Source organism: Streptomyces sp. NPDC007971 (assembly GCF_042958635.1).
Taxonomy (GTDB): Bacteria; Actinomycetota; Actinomycetes; order Streptomycetales; family Streptomycetaceae; genus Streptomyces.
In genome coordinates this window covers 281,863-303,976 of sequence record NZ_JBIBJK010000011.1, presented here as the reverse complement: position 1 = coordinate 303,976, position 22,114 = coordinate 281,863, and the positions used below count along the sequence as shown (strand labels likewise).

The following is a 22,114-nucleotide window of genomic DNA, read 5'->3' as shown; positions in this document are numbered from 1 at the left end:
AGGGAACCGGGCCGGGGCAGGACCGGGAGACTGGGCCGGATGGCTGTCCAGAACGACGACGGAGACGTAGGCTCGTCGGAAGGCAACCGGATCGAGGTGTGGTGCGCATGGACCATTCCCACAACCTCGTGAGGCCGCTCGAACAGGTGACCGCCTCCTACCGATCTGCGCGGCCCCGGGCGGCACGCAAGGTGGCCGTCACGCAGAGAGCCGACCAGCTCACCGCGTGGGTCGCCCTCAGCCTCGACGAGCCTTCGGCCCTCAAGAACCTGCAGGACGCCGCGGCGGAACTGCGCGACGTCCCTCAGCTGGCCGGCGTACTCCCACGGGTCGCCGGAGCGGCGATGGCGCTCATGGGCGCCGAGTTCGGGAACATCCAGTTCGTGGACCCGCGCGACGACTCGCTGGTCCTCGTCACCCAGTCCGGCTTCCGCCACGAGTTCCTCGACCACTTCGCGGTGGTCCGGGACAGCCTCTCCGTCTGCGGACGCGCCGCCTGGCAGGGCGTCCAGGCGGTATCGGCCGACGTCCGCGACGAGCCTGCCTTCGCGCCCCACCAGAAGGTCTTCCGTGCCGCCGGGGTCCGCTCGGTCCAGTCCACACCGCTGGTCGATCGCGCCGGGCGGCTGATGGGGATGATCTCGACGCACACGTCACAGCCCGGCCGTCCCTCCGACCAGGACCTGCGGGTCATGGAGCTGTACGGCCAGCTCGCGGGCGAGGTCATCGCACGGCACCTGGCCGGCCACGCCGTCGACGGCCGTCCGGCCGCCCTTGAACACAACGGCACGCCCTTCGACGGGCACCTACCGCTGCCCGGGACGAACGGGACGACGCAGTGGGTGTACCGGGTGGACGAGCCGTACGGTTCCGACGGCTGCCGCACCTACGGCATCCACCCCAGCCAGTGGCGCGGAAGGATCACCACCGACGGCCCGGACCAGGGCGCCGAGTACGCCGCGGCCCTCGTCGCCCGCGAGCTGAGGGCCGAGTGGAGCATCCACGGCAACGGGTCCGCGCGACCGGTCCATGTGCACGTCTGGCGCGGCTGGGAGGGCACCCACCGGGACGCGGCGTTCACCATGGAGATCCAGCCCGACAACGTCGACGGGAGGCGCCGTCCGGCGGTCGATGCGGCGTAAGGAGGCCTCGGCCCCTCGCGCCCGACGCGGTCCGCTGCTTCACGCGGGAGAGACGCGGTCCGCCGATTCACGCGGGGGAGACGCGGTCCGCCGATTCACGGGATGAACGTCACCTCCGGGAAGGCCGGGCACGGGCCGTCGAGCAGGTGCCCCTGCCCCCGGTGCCGCAGGTGCAGGTCGAAGAAGGCGAGCGGGTAGGCCTGCTGGATCCGCACCGCCCGGGCGGGATCCAGGGTGCCGATCCAGCCCTGAAGGTCCGCCGCGCTCATCCCGAGGACCTGTGCCAGCTGTGGGATCAGGAACTGGATGTCGCAGTACGACGAGTGGACCGCGCCCTGCGCCTGCACGTTGAGCCGCCATCCGCGCAGGTGCGACCAGAACTCGGCGACACTCGGGTCCGTGGCCCGGGGGTGCTCGGCGGTCATCAGCATGAACGGCCGGTCCAGGTCGGTGGTGACCATCGGCTGCATCGGCCCGTCGAAGCTCAGCCCGGCCCTCACGCGCCGGTCCTCGCTCATCACGAAGGCCGTCGCCGTCGCACCCTTCGACCAGCCGAACATGCCGATGCGCTGCGGATCGAGGGCACCGAGCAGGCCGGCCGGCAGCGGTCGGTGCCCGGCGTCGGGGTTGCGCCCGGCCGCGAGGTCCTCGACACCGTCGAGCACGAACCGGACATCGGTGGCGAAGTCCCTTGGTGTCAGGGCAGGTTGGTCGAGCGGGACCGTGAGCCGGCCGTCGGGGAACACACTGAACGCGTCGTACGTGTGGTCCACCGTGACCACCGCATACCCGTGGCTGGCCAGCTCCTGCACCACGATGGTGGTGTCCGCCCGGTGATCGTGCGCGCCGTGCGAGAAGACGACGACGGGCAGCCGTCGGCCCGTACGCAGCACCGGTGCGCCCTCGTGGGCGGCCGTGAGCGGCGCCACCGCGACATCGGCCGGAAACTGCGCCGCCGTGAGCAGTGCCCGCGCCACCGCGGGGGACGTCCAGGGCGCGCGCGGATACCGGCCGACGCCCCGGGCCGGGTACCAGAGGCCGGCCATCAACTCACGGTGATGCCCGGGGCCGGCCACGGGATCCGGACGCGAGGTGTCGACGAGGTGCAGGGGCACCGTGCCCACCGGGTACGGTCCGGTGGGCGCGGGCAGGGTGAGCTGCACCGGGCCCGGGCCGGCCGAAGCCGCCCACGCCCGGCCTGCGGCGCCGATCGGCACGGTGGCCCCGGCTGCCAGCGCAGCTCCCAGCATGCGGCGGCGCGTCATTCCCTCTTGGTGCATGAACGGCGTGGTGGTCACGGACCCTCCCTGGGTTTCTGGGGGCTTCTGGGGGTTTCTGGGCAGCACTGGGCGGCGCACGGCGCTCGGGCCGCCGGCCCGTGCCTGCACTGTCTCGGTCTTGATCGGCTCAGTGGCTCGGCGGGATCCGGCCTTGGCTCGGCGGGATCCGGCCTCGGCTCGGTGGAAACGGGCTTTGCGTCGGTGAGATGCGGCCTTGGCTCGGCGGAACGCGGCCCTGGCTCGGCGGAACGCGGCCTTCACGCGGCGCGGACATGAGGTGGGCGAGCACGGCCAGCACGCGGCGGTTGTCGTCCTCGGAGGGGGCGAGCCCCAGCTTGGTGAAGATGCTGGTGCTGTGCTTGGACACGGCCTTCTCGCTGATGAAGAGCCGGTTCGCGATGGCGCTGTTGGAGCGTCCCTCGGCCATGAGTTCGAGCACCTGACGTTCCCGCTCGGTGAGCCCGGCGAGGGGCCCGCGTTCGCCGCGGCTACGGCGGCCGAGCAGCTTGGTGACCACCTCGGGGTCCATGACCGTGCCACCCGCGGCGACCGTACGGATCACGTCGACGAACTGGTCGTCGCTGAACACCCGGTCCTTGAGCAGGTAGCCGACCCCTCCGGCCCGGTCGGCGAGCAGCTCCTCGGCGTAGATCTGCTCGACGTACTGCGAGAGCAGCAGGATCGGCAGTCCGGGTATCCGTTCCCGCGCGGACAGCGCCGCACGGAGTCCGTCGTCGGTGTGGGTGGGCGGCAGTCTGATGTCCACGATCGCGAGGTCCGGACGGAACTCCAGCAGCGCGGCGAGCAGGCCCGGCGCGCTGTCGGTGGCCGCCAGGATCTCGAACCCGCGTGCCTTGAGGAGCCTGACGAGCCCTTCCCGGAGCAGGAAGAGATCCTCCGCGACGACTACGCGCACGGCACCTCCATGACCACGATCGTCGGCCCCCCGGGCGGGCTGCTGACCGCCAGGATGCCGTCGAAGGCCGCCAGTCGTCGCTCCACCCCGGCCAGCCCGGTGCCCCCGGCAGGATCCGCGCCGCCCACCCCGTCGTCGGCCACCTCGATGCGCAGCAGCCCGTCCGTCCGGGCCATCCGGATCTGGACGGCGTGCGCCGAGGCGTGCCGGACGGCGTTGGTGACCACCTCGGCGACGGCGAAGTAGCAGGCCGACTCCAGCGGGGCGGCCAGCCGCCCGGGCAGATCGATCTCGGTCTCGCACGGCAGGGGCAGGTCCAGCGCGAGCGCCCGGACCGCCTCCCCCAGGCCCCGGTCGGCCAGCATCGGCGGGTGCATCCCCCTGATCAGGCCGCGCAGTTCCGCCAGCGCCGCCGCCGAGGCGACGCGGGCCTCCACGACCAGCGCGGCGGCCTCGTGCGGATCGCTGTGGATCATCTCCTCGGCGACCCGGAGGTTCATCCCGATGGTGACCAGCCGTCCCTGCGCCCCGTCGTGCAGGTCTCGCTCGATCCTGCGCAGCTCCGCGGCCGCGGAGCCGACCGCCTCGGCCCGCGTCTCGGTCAGCTCCATCACCCGCCGGGCCAGCGCCGGGTCAGGCCCCCGACCGAGCAGCCGGCCGGCATCCGCCAGCACGGTCCTGGGCAGCAGCCACAGCCCGAGGGCCAGCAGCACCGCCCCCTGGATGCCGCCGAGGACCGACGCATGGTGAGCCACCAGCTCAAAGGGGCCGGACGGCGCCGGCACGCGTGGGGAGCCGAACTTCCGTACCTCCACCAGGTGTTGCCCGAACCCGGTCTGGGCGACGTCGTACGCCCCGATTCCCACCAGCCCCAGGGCCGCCAGGCTCGCGGCCGCCCTCGGCCACCGCACCAGCCCGGCCACGACGGCCGCCGGCAGCGCCAGCCCCACCAGGTAACTCATCACGGCCGGCCCGATCCCGGTGCCCGGCGACGCGGGCTGCCACAGATCGAGGCCGAGCAGGTTGCCGGTCATCACCACGACGGCGGGCAGCAGCAGGGCCCAGCGCGCGGACCTCGGCGCATCGGCTCCGGCCAGACGCGCGGGCCTGCCCTTCACCGGCCGAAGCAGCGCCGCACCGGCGAAGGCGGCGAGCACCGGGATACTCACACAGCCCACCAGGACATTCAGGGGTGTCAGGCCGTAGGAAACAGGGGACCGCATGAGCGCATGAGTGGCCCAGTACACCCATTCCAGCAGTTCACCGGTCACCGCTGCGACCACGGGCAGTACCCACCCCCTGGGCACGCGCGCCGAGGGGAGCAGCGTGGTGGCCAGCAGGCCGGCCATCAGCAGCGCCGCCGGGAGCAGCCCGTCGGGTTGCAGTTCCGGCACGGTGACGACGTAGCCGCCCGATCCGGCGGAGTTGTGCAGGGCGAGCAGCAGGGTCGGCACACTGCCGTACGCGGCCGTACCCACCAGTCCCGCCACGACCGGCCAGCCGATCCGCCCGGCCTGTCGCGCGCTACGCCCCGGCCGGTCCCGTGCCTGCTCCGCCCTGAAGGCCGGCACCGCGCAGACCGCGGTCAACGCCACGAGCACGCCCGCAGGCCAGGGCGCCCCACCCACCGGAAACGGCCACATATCCGTCCCTCGTCTCGTCATCCGGGCCACGCGCTGCGGCCTGGAGATCATGCTGCTGCGAGGGAGCCGGCAACTGCCATGGACCGAAACCTACTTCTGGGGTGGGCAAACACCTACCCCGGCCGGAAAGTCTCGTACGGAAGGCGGGCAGCAGCGCGCACACGGTCGCGCCGGGCAGCATGAACACGCCGTGCGCAGCTGGTCCCCCGGTCTCGCCCAGCAGCGGCCGGGCCTTCCGCCCCAGGGGCGACCGATCCGCGATCCACCAGGCGCGTCCGCTCACGCAGAACCCCGACAACGCCGCAGCACCCGAGCCGGTCGAAGCAGGTCGAAGCCGAGCGAAGCCGAGCGAGCGCTGCGTAGCAGGTCAGAGGGGTTCTTCGAATCTACGCCTCGACGAACGTGACGGTCTCGTCGAGCGGCGCCCGGCCCGTACGGGCGTACCCCACCGTGACGTCCTCGAAGCCGATCGACATGCCGCAGAAGAGGATGAGCCCGTCCGGGGGCGACAGGATCTCCGCGACCGTCCTGCGGTACACCGACCACGCCATCTGCGGGCAACTGTGCAGCCCTTCGGCGCGCAGCAACAGCATGACCGTCTGCAGATACATGCCGACGTCGGACCATTGAGGCCGGCCCATGTCGCGGTCGATGTAGCAGAACAGCGCGGCGGGCGCGCCGAAGCAGTCCCAGTTCGCGGAGGCGGCCCGCTGGCGCGCCTCCAGATCCTCACGCGCAATGCCGAGCGCGCCGTAGCGCTGCTCCCCGAAGGCGGATCGGCGCTCGCGGTACGGGGACTTCAGCGCGGGCGGGTACTGCTCGTACTCCGGCTCGTCCCAGGGGTCCCCCGAAGCCAGGCGCTCGCCGGCGCGCTTCTTGAGTTCGGCCAGCGGTTCACCGGTCAGCACGTAGGTGTGCCACGGCTGGATGTTCGATCCGGAGGGCGCCCAGGCCGCGGCGGACAGCACCCTCTCCAGCGTCTGCCTCGGGACGGGCCGGCCGCTGAACCCGCGCACCGCCCGTCGGCTCGCGACCGCCTCGTAGACGTCCATGGCCGCCCGCCTCCCTCTGCTCCCCGAGCCGAGCCCTCTTCATCACACTCACGACGGTATCACTCGCAACCGTATCGAGTGAAACTATCCTGGAGTGCGAATCCTCATCCCTCGGCTCCCTGCCGCGGGCACTGCACCCCGGAGCAGTCCGCCGCATTCGCCGCGCGCGTGGAGCTCATCGAGGAGCTGGAGCAGGCGGACGCCGTCCTGATCGGCGCCCCCATGCACAAGGACGCGACCGCCAAGCCCGAGGAACTCGCGGAGCGCCTGGCCGCGTACCCCCGGGCCGTGGACGCCGCGCGACGCCCCGCCCCAGGAGGTCGCCCGGCGTCCGGTGCGCCCGCCCGCTCACGCCTCGTCGTCCGCCGGATGGGCGAGCCGGGTCAGCAGATCCATCAGCTTCTCGGGCTCGCCGGGCCCCAGTTCGGCAACCAGACGCTCGGCCCGCGGCTCCGCCGCCCCATGGACCGCGTCGAAGAGCTCCAGCCCCTGGGGGGTGATCTCCACCGCCCGCACCCGCCGGTCCCCCGGAACGGCCTTGCGTACGGCCAGCCCCTTCCGCTCCAGGTCGTCCACGACCCGCATGATTCCCGCCTTGTCCGACCCTGTCGCCGCCACCAGATCCCGCTGCACCGTGGGCCCGTGATTGACCAGCTCGATCAGCACCGCGAAATGCCGCAGCTCGATACCGAGCGGCCGGAGCGCTTCTCCCATCACCGCGGCCGCGCGCCAGTGCGCCCGTCGCAGCAGCAGGCCCAGAGCGAAGGGCGACGTGTCCCCCGGGCGGTCGGTCGCGTGCGAGGCGGTGGTGCGGTGAGGAACGTCGGCTGCCATGAGGTCAGGCTACTTCATTCGATACGGTATCGAATGATACTGAATGGGGGCGTAGCGACGGCCCTGTCGGTCTCACTGTGCGACGTCCACGTTCTCGACAGCGGGACGACGGTGAGGAAGCCGCTGCGTGCTTCGACGCCCCGGGCGCCGTGGGCGACCTGGGCGGCCTTCGGGGCCTCCGGCTTCACCGTCAGGCCGGTCTCCTCGTACAACTCCCGTACGGCGGTGGGTCGGCGAAGGGCTGCTGCTCGCCGGCCCTGCCGTATCCCCAGGACCCGTAGGGCGCCTGACCCTTGGGTGCGTCACAGAGACCAGGAGTACGGCGAGGCCTTCACGAAGGAGGACGGCTCGCCTCCTGGATCCACGGTCACATCCGCTCCCGCACGCGCTCGGACCCGAGCCCGCAAACGAGTCAGCGCCCGAGTCGACCGAAGCCGACCCGAGCGCTGCGTAGCAGGTCAGAGGGAGTACCCCCCGCCCACAACCCGTAGGCCCTGTGGGACTCGAACCCACAACCAATGGATTAAAAGTCCACTGCTCTGCCAATTGAGCTAAGGGCCCAGGCGATGTTGCCTGTCCGAGCATAGCCGGACGGAGCCGAGTCTCCGATCGGGTATCGGCGACTCGGCCGCGTCGGGTGGGCGGTGCGGGTGGGTGTGGTCAGTTTTCGACCGGCTCGGGAGCCCGGACGTGCGCCGGATCGAGGAACCAGTGGCGGGCCGAGGCCAGCCACCAGGCGGCCGCGAAGCCCAGGACGACCAGGACGGCGACCGGGGCGTAGTTGAAGGTCTTCCAGGTGACGGGGGAGACCTGCGGGAGCATGAAGAGGATCGTGATCACTACGACCCAGGTCACGGCGACGACGCCGACCACGCCCGACCAGCGGCCCAGATGCCACGGACCGCGTTCGAAGCCGGCGCCCTTGCGGATGCGCAGGAAGGTCGGGATGACGTAGGCGATGTAGAGGCCGATCACCGCGATCGACGTCACCGCCGCGTAGGCCGTCGAGTTGATGAGGTAGGGCAGGCCCAGGGCGAGCGCGGCGAGCGCGGCCAGCCAGACCGCCGCCACGGGGGTGCGGGTACGCGGGCTGACCGTGTGCCAGACGCGAGAGAAGGGCAGCGCGCCGTCGCGGGAAAAGGCGTAGATCATGCGGCTGTTGGCGGTCACCGAGGCCATTCCGCAGAAGAGCTGGGCGCCGATCACCACCAGCAGCAGCATCTTGCCGGTCGTCGCTCCCAGCGCGTCCAGGAGGATCTGGGCGGGGGGTGCGCCGGTCGGGGAGGCCAGTTCCTTGTCGTAGGACTGGATCGCGAAGGTGAAGCCGAGGAGCAGGACGTAGCCCGCCACCCACGACGTCCAGATGGAGCGGACGATGCCCTTGGGGCCCGCCGTCGACGCGTCGTGGGTCTCCTCCGTCATATGGGCCGAGGCGTCGTACCCGGTGAAGGTGTACTGCGCCATCAGGAGTCCGAGCAGCACCACGTACGGCCCGCTGCCCCAGCCGGTCTCGTTGACGAACTTCGTGAACACGAAGGAGGCCGACCGGTGGTGGTCGGGGACGAAGGCCAGCGCGCCGACGATCACCGCGACGCCCAGCACGTGCCACCACACGCTCACGCTGTTGAGGAACGCGACGATCCGGACGCCGAAGGTGTTCAGCAGGCCGTGCAGCAGGAGGATTCCGGCGAAGAGGAGGACCGTGCGGCCCGGGGTCACCTCGAAGCCGAACTGGAGGTTCAGATAGGCACCGAGGAAGGAGGCCGCGCCGAAGTCGATGCCCGCCGTCACCGCCACCTGGCCCAGGACGTTGAACCAGCCCGTGAACCACGCCCAGGCAGCCGCCGAGCGGGGCGGGGCCAGCCGGTGGGCCCAGAAGTACAGGCCCGCCGAGGTCGGATAGGCCGAGCAGATCTCGGCCATCGAGAGGCCCACGAACAGCGTCATCAGCCCGACCGCCACCCAGCCCCAGGTGATCACCGCGGGGCCGCCGGTGACCATGCCGAAGAGGTAGAGGGTCAGACAGCCCGACAGGACCGAGATGATGGTGAAGGAGACGGCGTAGTTCGCGAACCCCGACATCCGGCGGGCGAGGACCTGCGTGTAACCGAGTTGGGCCAGCCGTTCCTCGTCCGACAGGCCATTCGCTCTCGCGTCATCTGTCATGCCCCCAGCAATTCCCTCACCCGGGGCATGACATGCGCCACTCGGTGACCGGAAAACGCTGTCCGGCCGGGCGGGAACGCTGCCGGAGAACGCCCCTGCGGCTCCGCCGGCCGGCACCGGCCTTCGGACGAGAACGAACGACCGTTGCATTCGGGCCCCAGGATGCCGAAAGGGCCCGTACGAACGAAGTCGTACGGGCCCTTGCCGGTCACTCGCGCCGGCCGCGTCAGCCGCCGGTCACGGCATCAGCCGGTAGTCACGGCGTCAGCCGGTGGTGTCGACGGTGGTCTCGGCCGGCGTCGGCCGGTGTCAGCCGTTGCGCTTCCAGCGCGGCTTGTCATCGCGGCGGCCGAAGGAGCCGGTGCCGCGGTGGTCGTCACGACGGCCCGAGGGGCGGTCGTGGCCGGCCGAGGGGGTCCCCCCGCTCGAAGGACGGCGGGAGTGGGGGAGGAAGCCCGGGCGGTCGTCGCGGCGGTCACGGTTGAACGGACGGTCGCTGCCGCGGTGCCCACCGCGCTCCTCGCGGCGGAAGCCGCCACGGTCGTCACGGCGCTCGAAGGAACGGCCGCCACGGTCGCGGTCGAAGGGACGGCGTTCGTCACGACGCTCGAAGCCACGGCCACCGCGGTCACCGCGGTCGTCACGACGCTCGAAACCACGGCCGCCACGGTCACCGCGGTCGTCACGACGCTCGAAACCACGGTCACGGTCACGGTCGAAGGGACGGCGGTCGTCGCGGCGCTCGAAGCCACGGCCACCGCGGTCACCGCGGTCACCACGGTCACCACGGTCGTCACGACGCTCGAAACCACGGTCACGGTCGCGGTCGATGGGACGGCGGTCGTCACGACGCTCGAAGCCACGGCCACCGCGGTCACCGCGGTCGTCACGACGCTCGAAACCACGGCCGCCACGGTCACCGCGGTCGTCACGACGCTCCCGGCGGTCGTACGACGCGGCCGCCGGACGCTCCTCGCGCTCGCTCTGGCGCTCGGCGGGCTCCTGCGTCTCGGACGCCTCGACCACGGCCTCGGCCGCGGCCGCCTGGGCCTCGGCCACTGCCGTGTCCGGGTCCTCGCCGCGCTCGCGGGCGACCCGGGCGACCAGCCGGTCGGCCTCCTCGCGCAGCTCGGTCGCGCGGCGCTGGGCACGCTCCAGCTCCTTGGTGAGCTGCGAGACCTCGCGCTCGGCCTGCTGGGCGGCGTTGCCCGCGGACTCGGCCTGGACCTCGGTCATGGAGCGGGCGCCGGTGATCTCGGCGACCTCCGGGTCGAAGGCGCCGACCCCCTGGATGATGTGGCGCGCGGCGTCGACGCCGGCGTCCTCCATCAGGCGGAAGATCTGGCGGCGCTGGTGCGGCAGGGACAGGGAGACGACGGTGCCGGTGCGGCCGGCGCGCGCCGTGCGGCCGGCACGGTGCAGGTAGTCCTTGTGGTCGCCGGCCGGGTCCACGTTGAGCACCAGGTCGATGCCGTCGACGTGGATGCCGCGCGCGGCGACGTCGGTCGCGACGAGGACGTTGACGTAGCCGTCCTTGAAGTCGGCCAGCGTCCGGGTGCGGGCGCCCTGGGTCATGCCGCCGTGCAGCGCGTCGGCCTTCGCGCCGGCCTCGCGCAGCTGCTCGGCGACGCGGTCGGCGCCCAGCTGGGTGCGGACGAAGATGATCGTGCGGCCCTTGCGGGAGGCGATCGCGGCGGTGACCGGCGCCTTGTCCTTGGGCTTCACGATGAGGATGTGGTGCGACATGGTCGTCACCGCGCCCTGAGCCGCGTCCACCTCGTGCAGGACGGGCTCGTTCAGGTAGCGGTCGACGAGGGTCTTGATCTCGTTCTCCATCGTGGCGGAGAAGAGCATCCGCTGGCCGCCGGCCGGGACCTGGTCGAGCAGCTCGGTGACCTCGGGCAGGAAGCCCAGGTCGGACATCTGGTCGGCCTCGTCCAGGACGGCGATCTGGGTGTCCTCCAGGGAGCAGGCGCCGCGGTTGATGATGTCGCGCAGCCGGCCCGGGGTGGCGACGAGGATGTCGACGCCGCGCTCCAGGGCGTAGATCTGGTTGCCCATGGACGTACCGCCGCAGACGACCTTCATCTTCAGGCCGAGGACGTCGCCGTAGGGCTGGAGGGCGTCGGCGACCTGCATGGCCAGCTCACGGGTCGGGGTGAGGATGACGGCGCGGGGCTTGTGCTTCTGGGTGCGGCCGCCGGCCAGGGTGGCCAGGGTCGGCAGACCGAAGGAGAGGGTCTTGCCGGAGCCGGTGCGGCCACGGCCGAGGATGTCCTTGCCGGCCAGGGCGTCCGGGATGGTCGCGGCCTGGATGGGGAAGGGGGTGGTCACGCCGTTCTGTGCGAGCTTGCGCACGATGCCCTCGGGGAGACCGAGGTCGGCAAAGGTGGTCTGGGGGGTGTCAGTGGTCTCGGTGACCTCGGTCACCAGATCGTCGTCCTGGGTGTTCTCGGACATGACGATGTGATCAGTACTGGACACGGACATGCGAATGCGAAACCTTCCGGAGTCTCTTCGGCACGCGCCCGTCAACTCCGTGATTCGCTCACGACCGCCTCAATGCGGTCCGCCACGGCAAGGGAGAGTACGCGCCACACGGCGCGCTCTGTGATGGCGCCGGGCAAATGGGATCAAACGATCTACCACCATACGCACCTACCACCCCTGAAGGCAAACCGGCCCCATCGCCACAGGTCAGCGGCCCTGCCCCGGGCGGGCCGCGATCACGCCGGCGTGCCCGCCTCGGGCGCGGGCTCGCGGGCAGCCATCTGCGGCCCGGTCTCCTCGTGGGCCGAGGACGACGGTTCGGCGGTCGGCGGATCCGTGGTCGGCGCGGGCGGGGTGGTCGGCGGCGGCTCGGGCGGGGCGGAGGTCACCGGAGGCGTCGGCTGGGCCTTGGTCGGCGCCGGCTCCGCGGGCCCCGCGCTCCTGCGCGGCTTCGGCGGTGTCACCGAGGCGCTGGCGGCCCCGGACGGCGTGGGCGAGGCCGAGGCCGACCTGCCCGGCCTGGCCTTGCCGCCGTGCCCGTGCTTGCCGTCACCGCCCCCCGCCGGGCCGCCGTAGCCGAGCCCGCCGCGGCCGCCCGCCGGGCCGCCGTCGGGCGCCGGGCCGCCCTGCTGGGCCGCCGGGTGCGAAGGCTTGGCCCGGCCGGCGTCGTCGCCCACGCTCACACAGCCGGCCGCGGCGGTGAGAGCCAGCACCGCGACGGCCAGACGGACGGGTACGTTCAAGGGGCGCACGGCGGCCACCTCCGGAGACAAGAAAGGGAGTCGACCTCCCCAACTCCCGCCGCCCGCAAGAGGACACGCGGCGCGCCCGCCCGCGTGGGCCGCCGGCCGCCCGGCCGGTCACCCGTAGCCGAGCGCGTGCAGCCGGGCGTCGTCGATGCCGAAGTGGTGGGCGATCTCGTGCACCACGGTGACCTCCGTCTCGGCGACGACGTCCTCTCGGGTCTCGCACATCCTGAGCGTCGGCCCGCGGTAGACGGTGATCCGATCCGGCAGCACGCCGGCGTACCACTCGCCCCGGTCGGTCAGCGGAGTCCCCTCGTACAGCCCGAGCAGCTCGGGATCGTCGGCGGGCGGCTCGTCCTCGACGAACACCGCGACGTTGTCCATCAGCCGTGTCAGTTCCGGGGGAATCCGGTCGAGCGCCTCGGCGACCAGTTCCTCGAACTCCTCGCGCGTCATCTCCAGCACACGGTCATTGTCCGGTACGAAACGCCCGTACGAGTGCGGCGAACCGTCGCATACCCCCGCCGGAGCATGGGCATACGGCACCAATGGCCCGCGTCCCCGTCGCAGCCCTCACCCGCATGCCGAGCCGGATCCGGCACCGCATGCGCCGCCCCCGCCGGACCGCCCACGCCCTTCCCGACCTCCCGCTGGCCGCCCGCCCCCGCCCCTGGGCCGGTGCCCTCGGCCTCGGCGCGGTGGTCCTCGTCGGCGCCTGGCTGGGCCTGCTGATCGTCGGGAACGTGCGGGCGCCCGTCGGCCCGATGAACACGACGATGGCGCTGCGCCCGTCCCTCACCGGCGGCACGAAGATCAATGTCTCCCCGCTGGGCGCGCTGACCCTGGACAGCCATGTCGCACCCGTCCGCCTGGACGTGAACGTCGACCAGCTCGACCCGCTGCGCTCCCAGGCCCTCGTCGACCACCCCGAGCGGCTCTCCGGCCTCCAGGACGAGGTCGCCCGCGACGTCGAGCACGGCACGCTCGACCTGGCCGTACGCTCCTCGGTCGCCGTGGTCTCCGGGGCGACGGCCCTCGGCCTCGCCGTCTACCGCCGCCCGCGCCGGGCCCTCGCGGCCGGCGGGCTGGCCCTCACCCTGCTCGCCGCCTCGGGCGCGGCGGCGTACGCCACCTGGAACCCGGAGTCGGTCCTGGAGCCGAGGTTCTCCGGCCTGCTGTCCTCGGCACCGTCCCTGGTCGGCAACGCGCGCAGCATCGTCACCGAGTTCGACGTGTACCAGAAGGAGTTGGCACGCCTGGTGACGAACGTGACCAAGCTGTACGACGTCACCTCCACACTCCCGGCCTACCAGCCCGACCCCTCCACCCTGCGGGTCCTGCACGTCTCGGACATCCACCTCAACCCGGCGAGCTGGAAGATCATCGCCTCGTTGGTGGAGCAGTACAAGGTGGACGTGATCGTCGACTCCGGCGACACGATGGATCACGGCACGGCGGCGGAGAACGGCTTCCTGGACCCGGTCCGGGACCTGGGCGTGCCCTACGTCTGGGTCCGTGGCAACCACGACTCGTCCGTCACCCAGCACTACCTGCAGCACATGAAGAACGTGCACGTCCTGGACGACGGCAGGGCCCAGACGGTCGGGGGCCTGCGTTTCGCGGGCATCGGAGACCCGCAGTTCACCCCCGACCGCTCCGTGACGCCCGGCGGGAACGCGGCCGAGCAGCTGGCGGGGGACCGCCTGGCCTCGGCCCTGCGCGACCAGCGGGCGGCCGGCACCCCGGTGGACGTGGCGATCGCGCACGAGCCGTCCGCCGCCCGGGAGACGGACGGTGAAGTCCCGCTGGTGCTCTGCGGCCATCTGCACCACGAGGGGACGGAGATGCTGAAGTACGGCACCCGGCTGCGCATGGAGGGCTCGACCGGCGGCAGCGGCCTGCGCGCGGTGGAACGCAGCTACCCCGCCCCCATCGAGGCCTCGATCCTCTACTTCGACCGCGACAGCCGGCGTCTGCAGGCCTGGGACGCGATCAGGCTGGGCGGTCTGGGCCTGACGACGGCGGAGGTCAGCCGCCACCTCCCGGAGGAGAACATGCCCGGCGCCACACCGCCCCCGCGCTCCCCTTCGCCCGCCTCCCCCACCCCTTCGTCCCCGTCGCCGTAAACCGTTTTGGCGATACTCCCCGCCATCCCATATGCTTCTCACGTCCCCGACGCGCTGAGAAGCGCCCAGGCGGGCCGATAGCCCTCATCGTCTAGCGGCCTAGGACGCCGCCCTTTCAAGGCGGTAGCACGGGTTCGAATCCCGTTGGGGGCACGCAAGATCGTGTGCAACACTGTTGTACACACAGCTTGGTCCTGTGGAGCAGTTTGGAGTGCTCGCCACCCTGTCAAGGTGGAGGCCGCGGGTTCAAATCCCGTCAGGACCGCTGAGGTTTCACGTGAAACCTCGTGGCTGGGTAGCTCAGTTGGTACGAGCGATCGCCTGAAAAGCGATAGGTCGCCGGTTCGACCCCGGCCCCAGCCACAGTCAGAAGGCCCCGTTCGACAGAACGGGGCCTTCGTCGTTCCGGCCGGGTTCTCGGCCTGCTCTCGGGGGAGACAGCCATGGAAAGCGACTTCCGCTTCGACATCGCACGGCGCGGCTATGACCGCGCCCAGGTGGACGCCTATCTCGACCTCCTGGCCTCGGGCCCGGCATCCGACGCACCGCCCGTTTTCGACATCGTCCGACGCGGGTACGACCGAGCACAGGTGGACGCCCGGGTGGAGCAGCTGCGAAGCGGGGGACGAGGACGATGAGCCGGAGCGAGACCAGACCGATCCAGGACGCGGAGCTGGAGAAGGACCGGGCGCGGTACGGGCTGCTCGCGGTCGTGATCAGCAATGTCGCCATCGCCATGGTCGCGATCGTCGGGGTGTGGCGGCTGAACGGCGACAAGGGCGTGATCGTCGGGGTGGTGACCGCCGCGTTCACCGCGGTGAGCAGCATGACCACCGCCTATCTCGGCATCAAGGCGGTGTCCAACACCGCGAAGTCGATCGCCCTCGGGGACCCCTCGGCCCGACAGCGCACACAAGCCGCGCCGCCCGCCCAGCGCACGCCCTGAGCGCGTCCGAAGCAAATCGTTCGCCAGTGATTTCCCCGAGGTGAGATCCTGGACCGCGTATGTCTACGCATCCAGCCCCCGCCCTCGGCACCCTCGCCTCCCGTCTGACCGAGCTGACGCTGCGCGACGCGCACCGGCTCGGCAGGCGGCTCGAGGGCGCGCGCAAGATCCGTCAGCCGGAGGCCCGCGCCGCCGTCCTCGCCGAGCTCGAGGCCGAGATCGGCAAGGCCACGGCACGGATGGACGAACGGCGCTCCCGTGTGCCCGCCGTCACCTACCCGCAGCAGCTGCCCGTCAGCCAGAAGAAGGACCAGATCGCCGAGGCCATCCGCGATCACCAGGTCGTCATCGTGGCCGGTGAGACCGGGTCCGGCAAGACCACGCAGATCCCCAAGATCTGCATGGAGCTGGGCCGGGGCGTCCGCGGCATGATCGGGCACACCCAGCCCCGCCGGATCGCCGCCCGGACCGTCGCCGAGCGGGTCGCCGAGGAGCTGCGCACGCCCCTCGGCGAGGCCGTCGGCTGGAAGGTCCGCTTCACCGACCAGGTCAACCCGGACGCGACCTTCGTCAAGCTGATGACGGACGGCATCCTGCTCGCCGAGATCCAGACGGACCGCGAGCTGCGCGCCTACGACACGATCATCATCGACGAGGCCCACGAGCGGTCCCTCAACATCGACTTCCTGCTCGGGTACCTGGCCCAGCTGCTGCCGAAGCGGCCCGATCTGAAGGTCGTCATCACCTCGGCCACCATCGATCCCGAGCGCTTCTCGCGGCACTTCGGGGATGCCCCGATCGTCGAGGTCAGCGGGCGGACGTATCCGGTGGAGGTGCGGTACCGCCCGCTCCTGGAGGAGGACTCCGAGGACGCCGACCGGGACCAGATCACCGCGATCACCGAGGCCGTCGAGGAGCTGATGGCGGAGGGGAAGGGCGACATCCTCGTCTTCCTCTCCGGTGAGCGGGAGATCCGGGACACGGCGGACGCGCTGGAGAAGAAGAAGTACAGGTTCACGGAGGTCCTGCCGCTGTACGCGCGGCTCTCGCACGCCGAGCAGCACCGTGTCTTCCAGCCGCACACCGGACGCAGGATCGTTCTGGCGACCAACGTCGCCGAGACCTCCCTGACCGTCCCCGGCATCAAGTACGTCATCGACCCCGGCTTCGCCCGGATCAGCCGCTACAGCCACCGCACCAAGGTCCAGCGGCTGCCCATCGAGGCGATCTCCCAGGCCAGCGCCAACCAGCGCAAGGGCCGCTGCGGCCGTACGTCCGACGGCATCTGCATCCGGCTGTACAGCGAGGACGACTTCAACGGCCGCCCGGAGTTCACGGACGCCGAGATCCTCCGGACGAACCTCGCCTCCGTCATCCTCCAGATGACCGCGGCCGACCTCGGTGACATCGAGAAGTTCCCCTTCATCGACCCGCCGGACCACCGCAACATCCGCGACGGCGTGCAGCTGCTCCAGGAGCTGCACGCGCTGGACCCGGCCCAGAAGGACCCGCGCAAGCGCCTCACCGACACCGGCCGCAAACTGGCCCAGCTGCCCGTCGACCCCCGGCTGGCCCGCATGGTCCTGGAGGCCGACAAGAACGGCTGTGTCCGCGAGGTCATGGTCATCGCGGCCGCGCTGTCCATCCAGGACCCGCGCGAGCGGCCGGCCGACAAGCAGGCCCAGGCCGACCAGCAGCACGCCCGCTTCAAGGACGAGACCAGCGACTTCCTCGCCTATCTGAACCTGTGGCGGTACATCCGCGAGCAGCAGAAGGAGCGCGGCTCGTCGTCCTTCCGCCGGATGTGCAAGCAGGAGTACCTGAATTTCCTGCGCATTCGCGAATGGCAGGACATCTACACCCAGCTGCGCACGGTGGCGAAGCAGATGGGCATGCACCTCGAAGAGCCTGCGGCGGGCACCGACGCCCCCGGCGACCGGGTCCACATCTCGCTCCTCGCCGGCCTCCTCTCCCACATCGGGATGAAGGACGTGAAGGACGGCAACAAGAACGAGTACCTGGGCGCCCGCAGCGCCAAGTTCGCGATCTTCCCCGGCTCGGCGCTGTTCCGTAAGCAGCCCCGGTTCCTGATGTCCGCCGAGCTCGTGGAGACCTCCCGGCTCTGGGCCCGGGTCAACGCCAAGATCGAGCCCGAGTGGGTCGAACCGCTCGCCGGACACCTGCTGAAGCGGACGTACAGCGAACCGCACTGGGAGAAGGACCAGGCGGCCGTGATGGCGTACGAGAAGGTGACGCTGTACGGCGTCCCGATCGTCGCCCAGCGCAAGGTCAACTACGGCCGGATCGATGCGGAGACGAGCCGCGAGCTGTTCATCCGCAACGCCCTGGTCGAGGGCGACTGGCGCACGCACCACAAGTTCTTCGCCGACAACCGCAAGCTGCTCAGCGAGGTCGAGGAGCTGGAGCACCGGGCGCGGCGCCGGGACATCGTCGTGGACGACGACACGCTGTTCGACTTCTACGACCAGCGGGTGCCCGAGCACGTCGTCTCCGGCGCCCACTTCGACTCCTGGTGGAAGCACAAGCGCCACGAGCAGCCCGAATTCCTGGACTTCGAGCGCGCGATGCTCATCCGGGAGTCGGCGGAGGCGGTCACCGAGGCCGACTACCCGGACAGCTGGCGGCAGGGGCCGCTGAAGTTCCGCGTCACCTACCAGTTCGAGCCCGGCGCGGACGCCGACGGCGTGACCGTCCACATCCCGCTCCAGGTGCTCAACCAGGTCACCGACGAGGGCTTCGACTGGCAGATCCCGGGCCTGCGCGAGGAGGTGGTCACGGAGCTGATCCGCTCGCTGCCCAAGCCGATCCGCCGCCACTACGTGCCCGCGCCGAACTACGCGAAGGCGTTCCTGGAGCGGGCCGTACCGATGCAGGAGCCGCTGACCGTGACGATGGCCCGCGAGCTCAAGCGCGTGGTCGGCGTCCCCTTCGAGGCGGACGACTTCGACTGGGCAAGGCTTCCCGACCACCTGAAGATCACCTTCCGTATCGTCGACGAGCGGCGCCGGAAGCTGGCCGAGGACAAGGACCTGGAGGCGCTCAAGCTCCGGCTGAAGCCCAAGGCCCGCAAGGCCCTCTCCCAGGCCGCGGCCGCCACCGCCTCGCGGCAGGGCGGGGAGTCCCTGGAGCGCACGGGGCTCACCGACTGGACGATCGGCACGCTCAGCCGGGTCTTCGAGACGCGCCGGGCCGGGCAGCCGGTGAAGGCGTACCCGGCGCTGGTGGACGACGGCGACACCGTCTCGGTCCGCCTCTTCGACACCGAGGCCGAGCAGGCCGAGGCGATGTGGAAGGGCACCCGGCGCCTCATCCTGCGCAACATCCCCGTGAACCCCGCGAAGTTTGCGTCCGACAAGCTGACCAACGCCCAGAAGCTGGCGCTCTCCGCCAACCCGCACGGCTCGGTCCAGGCCCTCTTCGACGACTGCGCGATGGCCGCGGCCGACAAGCTGATCGCGGACTTCGGCGGGCCGGTGTGGGACGAGGAGTCGTACCGGAAGCTGTACGACAAGGTGCGCGCGGAGATCGTGGACACGACGGTCCGTGCGGTCGGGCAGGTGCAGCAGGTCCTCGCGGCCTGGCAGGCCTGTGAGCGCCGCCTGAAGGCCGTGAAGAGCCCCGCCCTGCTGGCGAACCTGGCGGACGTCCGAAAGCAGCTGGACGCCCTCGTGAAGCCGGGATTCGTGACCTGGGCGGGCATACGGCGCCTGCCCGACCTCATGCGCTATCTGGTGGCCGCCGACCGGCGCCTGCAGCAGATGCCGACCGGCGTCCAGCGGGACACCACCCGCATGGAGAAGGTCCACGAGATGCAGGACGAGTTCGCCTGGCTGCTGGAACAGCTGCCGCAGGGCCGGCCGGTGCCGCGGCAGGTGCTCGACATCCGCTGGATGATCGAGGAGCTGCGGGTCAGCTATTTCGCGCACGCGCTGGGCACGGCGTACCCGGTCTCCGACAAGCGGATCGTGAAGGCGATCGACGCTGCGGTACCGTAATCGAGCGCGTACACAGGGTGAGTTCGACCAGCGGGCTCACCCTCCTGTACAGTCTCTTCTCGCAGCGCAACGCAGCAATAAGCGCCGCGAAACCTGGTCCTGTGGAGCAGTTTGGAGTGCTCGCCACCCTGTCAAGGTGGAGGCCGCGGGTTCAAATCCCGTCAGGACCGCAAACGAAGGGCCCCCGCGAGGGGGCCCTTCTGCTGTTCCGCCGGGACCTGCGCATCCGCCGCCCCGCTCGGGCCGGGCGCAGCCGTTCGCGCCCTGCCCAGGCCCGGGGCGGGCGCTCGCGCCCTTGACGACGTCACATTCCGCCGGTACCCAGAAACCAGGGCCCGTCCCCCTGTGCGGTCCCTGGAGGTGACGTATGGCGGCATCAGCCAGGCACGAGACACGGGCGCTGCTGAGGGCACATCTCGCGGCTGCCTCGTCCTACCGGCACCTCACCCGCCACTGCCCGATCTGTCATCACCTGCTGCGGCTGGCGATGGCCGGCGGCCCACGGCCCGCGGAGCCGGGCGTCGAGGTCATCGCGGCCGCCCACGCCCTCACGGTCGTCGAGGCCGCCCAGGCCGTCACGGTCGTCGAGGTCGCACAGACCGCCGAAGCCATCGAAGTGATCGAGGTCATCGAAGCCATCGAGGCCGCCGGGGACGAGAGTCCCCGCAGCGCGTGACCCCTGCCGCGCCCAACACCCGCCCGGACGTGGCACGCTGGAACGAGAAGTTCCATTAGCGCACGCATGCCGATGTCAACAAGCACCACGGCATGTGACGGGAGTCACTGCATGAGTTTCTGAAACAGTGGAACTTACCCCCTACCTACAACTGGTCAATTTAATATGTGCAATTGCACCCCTCCCCGCGGTCCCGCAAGGCCGTTCCGACAACCCTCCCCAGACTCCGACAGGGCCGCTCACCCGGGCGTCGCCCCACCCCGGCCGGCGCACAAAAAAGATCGCGCTGGACCCGGCGGAGTCCAGCGCGATCTACGACGCACCCTGTTGCGATGCCTACAGCGTTCTCTTCGGCTTGGGCGTGGGCCCTGTTGGGGCAGGTCCCGCGTCGCTTGGAGCTAGGGTTCCGGGCGTCTCGACCAGTTGGGGGACCGGCCGGTTTGCCCGGTTATGCAGTTGTTCAGGCCTCGCTGCGCTGCTGCGGGATGCCCGCGAGCAAAGCGCGGACCTCGGCCTCGCGGTAGCGGCGGTGCCCGCCGAGCGTACGAATAGAAGTGAGCTTGCCGGCCTTCGCCCACCGCGTGACCGTCTTGGGGTCGACGCGGAACATGGTGGCGACCTCGGCGGGGGTCAGCAGCGGCTCGGCATCAGGGGTGCGAGCGGTCATGAGCGGCCTCCTCGGGAGAACCGAACCTTCTCGGTTCTTTCCTCTAAATTCTGCACCTTGACCCGCGTTGCCCGAAATGGCGGACGCGAGTCGAGTCGGTTATAGGACGAACGGCTTGTCCTCGGCACTACAACTACACCATCTGTCCAGCCGCGTCGGCCAAACCGATGGAATTGCCCTCCCAGGTGTTCATCAGCGACGGAAGCCGATGGACCATGCCATAGCGGACAGTCACGCCACTGTGACGATCAGTCACAGGACAATCAGGAGCCACCAGACCCCCCAAAGCGTGCAATGCAGAGATTCCGCCCACATTGGAGCATAGCGGGACGGACGGAGCCCTCCCCGGACTCCTTGTCCTATTTTGGCACGAGGGGCGGCAAGAGGCGCAAGGGCCCGGTAAGTGCCGTCCATCACCCTTGGGACAAAAGCCCGGATCGGGACCAACATCCCGTCAGGTGGTCAAGTGCCGTAGACCGTACGTCCTTCGGTGGCTTTTGACCGTGATCCACGTCACTCAGTTCGCGGAACGTCGATCACGTACCGCCCGCCACCGCTCCACCAGCCGCCCGTACGCCTCTCCGGCGGCCATCCCGTCGCCCCGGCGCAGCGCTTCGATGCCGTCGGCCACATCGGCCGCCGAGTGGTCGTCCGCCAGCTCGCCGGCGGGCACCGCGTGCACCAGGCCGCCGTAGTCCAGCTCCACCAGCGAGCGCGGGTGGAACTCCTCCAGCCAGCGGCCGACGTCCACCAGGCCGTCGATCAGCGGCCCTTCCTCGATGGTGTCCTTCAGCGTGCGCAGCGCCCGCGCCACCCGGCGCCGGGCCTGCACCATCGGGGTGCGGTAGCGCAGCATCGGCGGCACCTCGCCGGACCCCTTGTCGTACCGGCGCTCCTCGTCGGAGACCAGCACGAACCAGTTCAGCGGGATCTGCCAGGTCGAGGTGCGGATCCAGGGCCGGGCGTCGGGGTTGCGGGCGAGCCAGCGCTCGTAGTCCTGCGCGGCCTGGCGGCGCACCATCGGCGGCAGCACCGCGTCCAGGACCGTCGGCGGCAGCTCCTCGGCGAGACCGCCCAGGGCCTGCCAGCCGCGCAGCCGGGTCCGCCAGGGGCAGACGCAGACGACCCCGTCGACGTCCAGCACGAAGGCGTCGCTGCTCTCGTGCACCGGCACCGGGATCGGCGGCGTGGGCAGCAAGTCGGCGAGCGAGCGGTGCAGTTCGTCCTGGTAGGAGGGGCGGTCGGGACGCCGGGCGTAGCGCGCCCAGTGGGTGCGCTCGGGCTCCGGGAAGGCGGCCAGCGGCTCGTAGACACGCAGGTACGCAGCATAGGGAACGACCACGGAGGACACCTTGGGCACGCCTGCTCCCTCCCCATCGGACCCGGCTCGAAACCCTTGCAAATCGTCCCACGG

General features: G+C 70.8%; 15 protein-coding genes, 5 tRNA genes and 4 pseudogenes. 11 read left to right on the top strand and 13 right to left on the bottom strand.

Annotated features, from left to right (window positions below):
- Positions 1 to 107 precede the first annotated feature (107 nt).
- Positions 108 to 1,142, top strand: coding sequence for a GAF domain-containing protein (locus ACFZCP_RS24825; RefSeq protein WP_391430024.1), 1,035 nt, complete (start codon positions 108 to 110; stop codon positions 1,140 to 1,142).
- Positions 1,143 to 1,237: 95 nt separating this feature from the next.
- Here the strand turns inward: ACFZCP_RS24825 and ACFZCP_RS24820 are convergent, their stop codons facing one another.
- The 4 genes and pseudogenes from ACFZCP_RS24820 to ACFZCP_RS24805 form a co-directional block, all read right to left on the bottom strand.
- Positions 1,238 to 2,440 carry an alpha/beta hydrolase family protein gene (locus ACFZCP_RS24820; protein WP_391430022.1) on the bottom strand — a complete coding sequence of 401 codons (1,203 nt, stop codon included), beginning with the start codon at positions 2,438 to 2,440 and terminating at the stop codon, positions 1,238 to 1,240.
- A 256-nt stretch (positions 2,441 to 2,696) separates the two neighbouring features.
- Positions 2,697 to 3,338: pseudogene (locus ACFZCP_RS24815) on the bottom strand (LuxR C-terminal-related transcriptional regulator); the annotation flags it as partial.
- The gene (locus tag ACFZCP_RS24810) at positions 3,329 to 4,939 is read right to left on the bottom strand and encodes a histidine kinase (protein ID WP_391430020.1); all 1,611 of its coding nucleotides are present in this window, start codon (positions 4,937 to 4,939) and stop codon (positions 3,329 to 3,331) included. The gene ACFZCP_RS24810 and the pseudogene ACFZCP_RS24815, both read right to left, overlap by 10 nt.
- Before the next feature lie 428 nt (positions 4,940 to 5,367).
- Positions 5,368 to 6,033: a nitroreductase family protein gene (locus ACFZCP_RS24805; RefSeq protein ID WP_391430018.1), complete on the bottom strand. Its 666-nt coding sequence runs from the start codon at positions 6,031 to 6,033 to the stop codon at positions 5,368 to 5,370.
- A gap of 135 nt (positions 6,034 to 6,168) precedes the next feature.
- Between ACFZCP_RS24805 and ACFZCP_RS24800 the strand changes: the two are divergent.
- A pseudogene (locus ACFZCP_RS24800) lies at positions 6,169 to 6,261 on the top strand (FMN-dependent NADH-azoreductase); the annotation flags it as partial.
- A gap of 120 nt (positions 6,262 to 6,381) precedes the next feature.
- Here the strand turns inward: ACFZCP_RS24800 and ACFZCP_RS24795 are convergent.
- The 7 genes and pseudogenes from ACFZCP_RS24795 to ACFZCP_RS24765 all read right to left on the bottom strand — a co-directional run bounded on the left by ACFZCP_RS24795 (position 6,382) and on the right by ACFZCP_RS24765 (position 12,734).
- Positions 6,382 to 6,867 carry a MarR family transcriptional regulator gene (locus ACFZCP_RS24795; protein WP_391430016.1) on the bottom strand — a complete coding sequence of 162 codons (486 nt, stop codon included), beginning with the start codon at positions 6,865 to 6,867 and terminating at the stop codon, positions 6,382 to 6,384.
- Between the two features lie 71 nt (positions 6,868 to 6,938).
- Positions 6,939 to 7,094, bottom strand: a pseudogene (locus ACFZCP_RS24790) (DNA mismatch repair protein MutT); the annotation flags it as partial.
- A gap of 261 nt (positions 7,095 to 7,355) precedes the next feature.
- Positions 7,356 to 7,428: transfer RNA gene (locus ACFZCP_RS24785), tRNA-Lys, on the bottom strand.
- Positions 7,429 to 7,527: 99 nt separating this feature from the next.
- Positions 7,528 to 9,033 carry an amino acid permease gene (locus tag ACFZCP_RS24780; protein ID WP_362694624.1) on the bottom strand — a complete coding sequence of 502 codons (1,506 nt, stop codon included), beginning with the start codon at positions 9,031 to 9,033 and terminating at the stop codon, positions 7,528 to 7,530.
- A 309-nt stretch (positions 9,034 to 9,342) separates the two neighbouring features.
- Positions 9,343 to 11,493, bottom strand: a complete 2,151-nt coding sequence (locus ACFZCP_RS24775; protein WP_391430013.1) for a DEAD/DEAH box helicase — start codon at positions 11,491 to 11,493, stop codon at positions 9,343 to 9,345.
- A 266-nt stretch (positions 11,494 to 11,759) separates the two neighbouring features.
- Entirely contained in the window at positions 11,760 to 12,275 is a 516-nt protein-coding gene (locus ACFZCP_RS24770) for a hypothetical protein (protein WP_391430011.1), read from the bottom strand.
- A 108-nt stretch (positions 12,276 to 12,383) separates the two neighbouring features.
- Complete coding sequence (locus ACFZCP_RS24765; protein WP_189219145.1) at positions 12,384 to 12,734, bottom strand: metallopeptidase family protein; 351 nt, start codon at positions 12,732 to 12,734, stop codon at positions 12,384 to 12,386.
- Between the two features lie 83 nt (positions 12,735 to 12,817).
- Here ACFZCP_RS24765 and ACFZCP_RS24760 point away from each other — a divergent pair, with 83 nt between their 5' ends.
- From ACFZCP_RS24760 to ACFZCP_RS24720, 9 genes and pseudogenes are all read left to right on the top strand, one after another.
- Positions 12,818 to 14,395, top strand: coding sequence for a metallophosphoesterase (locus ACFZCP_RS24760; protein ID WP_391430009.1), 1,578 nt, complete (start codon positions 12,818 to 12,820; stop codon positions 14,393 to 14,395).
- A gap of 80 nt (positions 14,396 to 14,475) precedes the next feature.
- Positions 14,476 to 14,548: transfer RNA gene (locus ACFZCP_RS24755), tRNA-Glu, on the top strand.
- Positions 14,549 to 14,585: 37 nt separating this feature from the next.
- Positions 14,586 to 14,660, top strand: a tRNA-Asp gene (locus tag ACFZCP_RS24750).
- Between the two features lie 24 nt (positions 14,661 to 14,684).
- Positions 14,685 to 14,758, top strand: a tRNA-Phe gene (locus ACFZCP_RS24745).
- Positions 14,759 to 14,838: 80 nt separating this feature from the next.
- Positions 14,839 to 15,033, top strand: coding sequence for a DivIVA domain-containing protein (locus tag ACFZCP_RS24740; protein WP_362694612.1), 195 nt, complete (start codon positions 14,839 to 14,841; stop codon positions 15,031 to 15,033).
- Entirely contained in the window at positions 15,030 to 15,341 is a 312-nt protein-coding gene (locus tag ACFZCP_RS24735) for a hypothetical protein (protein WP_391430007.1), read from the top strand. Before ACFZCP_RS24740 ends, ACFZCP_RS24735 begins: the two co-directional genes overlap by 4 nt.
- A gap of 59 nt (positions 15,342 to 15,400) precedes the next feature.
- On the top strand, positions 15,401 to 19,357 hold the full coding sequence (gene hrpA, locus ACFZCP_RS24730; RefSeq protein WP_391430005.1) for an ATP-dependent RNA helicase HrpA: 3,957 nt from the start codon (positions 15,401 to 15,403) through the stop codon (positions 19,355 to 19,357).
- A 95-nt stretch (positions 19,358 to 19,452) separates the two neighbouring features.
- A tRNA-Asp gene (locus ACFZCP_RS24725) sits at positions 19,453 to 19,527 on the top strand.
- Positions 19,528 to 19,724: 197 nt separating this feature from the next.
- Positions 19,725 to 19,871: pseudogene (locus ACFZCP_RS24720) on the top strand (DUF6274 family protein); the annotation flags it as partial.
- Between the two features lie 622 nt (positions 19,872 to 20,493).
- Here the strand turns inward: ACFZCP_RS24720 and bldC are convergent.
- Both bldC and ACFZCP_RS24710 read right to left on the bottom strand, forming a co-directional pair.
- Positions 20,494 to 20,700: a developmental transcriptional regulator BldC gene (bldC, locus tag ACFZCP_RS24715; protein ID WP_003949541.1), complete on the bottom strand. Its 207-nt coding sequence runs from the start codon at positions 20,698 to 20,700 to the stop codon at positions 20,494 to 20,496.
- Between the two features lie 517 nt (positions 20,701 to 21,217).
- Positions 21,218 to 22,060: a hypothetical protein gene (locus tag ACFZCP_RS24710; protein ID WP_391430003.1), complete on the bottom strand. Its 843-nt coding sequence runs from the start codon at positions 22,058 to 22,060 to the stop codon at positions 21,218 to 21,220.
- Positions 22,061 to 22,114 lie beyond the last annotated feature (54 nt).

Coding starts and splice junctions, on each gene's coding strand:
- ACFZCP_RS24780 (WP_362694624.1), bottom strand. CDS start 9,033: ATGACAGATGACGCGAGAGCGAATGGCCTGTCGGACGAGGAACGGCTG.
- ACFZCP_RS24795 (WP_391430016.1), bottom strand. CDS start 6,867: ATGGCAGCCGACGTTCCTCACCGCACCACCGCCTCGCACGCGACCGAC.
- ACFZCP_RS24825 (WP_391430024.1), top strand. CDS start 108: ATGGACCATTCCCACAACCTCGTGAGGCCGCTCGAACAGGTGACCGCC.
- ACFZCP_RS24740 (WP_362694612.1), top strand. CDS start 14,839: ATGGAAAGCGACTTCCGCTTCGACATCGCACGGCGCGGCTATGACCGC.
- ACFZCP_RS24735 (WP_391430007.1), top strand. CDS start 15,030: ATGAGCCGGAGCGAGACCAGACCGATCCAGGACGCGGAGCTGGAGAAG.
- bldC (WP_003949541.1), bottom strand. CDS start 20,700: ATGACCGCTCGCACCCCTGATGCCGAGCCGCTGCTGACCCCCGCCGAG.
- ACFZCP_RS24775 (WP_391430013.1), bottom strand. CDS start 11,493: ATGTCCGAGAACACCCAGGACGACGATCTGGTGACCGAGGTCACCGAG.
- ACFZCP_RS24805 (WP_391430018.1), bottom strand. CDS start 6,033: ATGGACGTCTACGAGGCGGTCGCGAGCCGACGGGCGGTGCGCGGGTTC.
- hrpA (WP_391430005.1), top strand. CDS start 15,401: ATGTCTACGCATCCAGCCCCCGCCCTCGGCACCCTCGCCTCCCGTCTG.
- ACFZCP_RS24760 (WP_391430009.1), top strand. CDS start 12,818: ATGGCCCGCGTCCCCGTCGCAGCCCTCACCCGCATGCCGAGCCGGATC.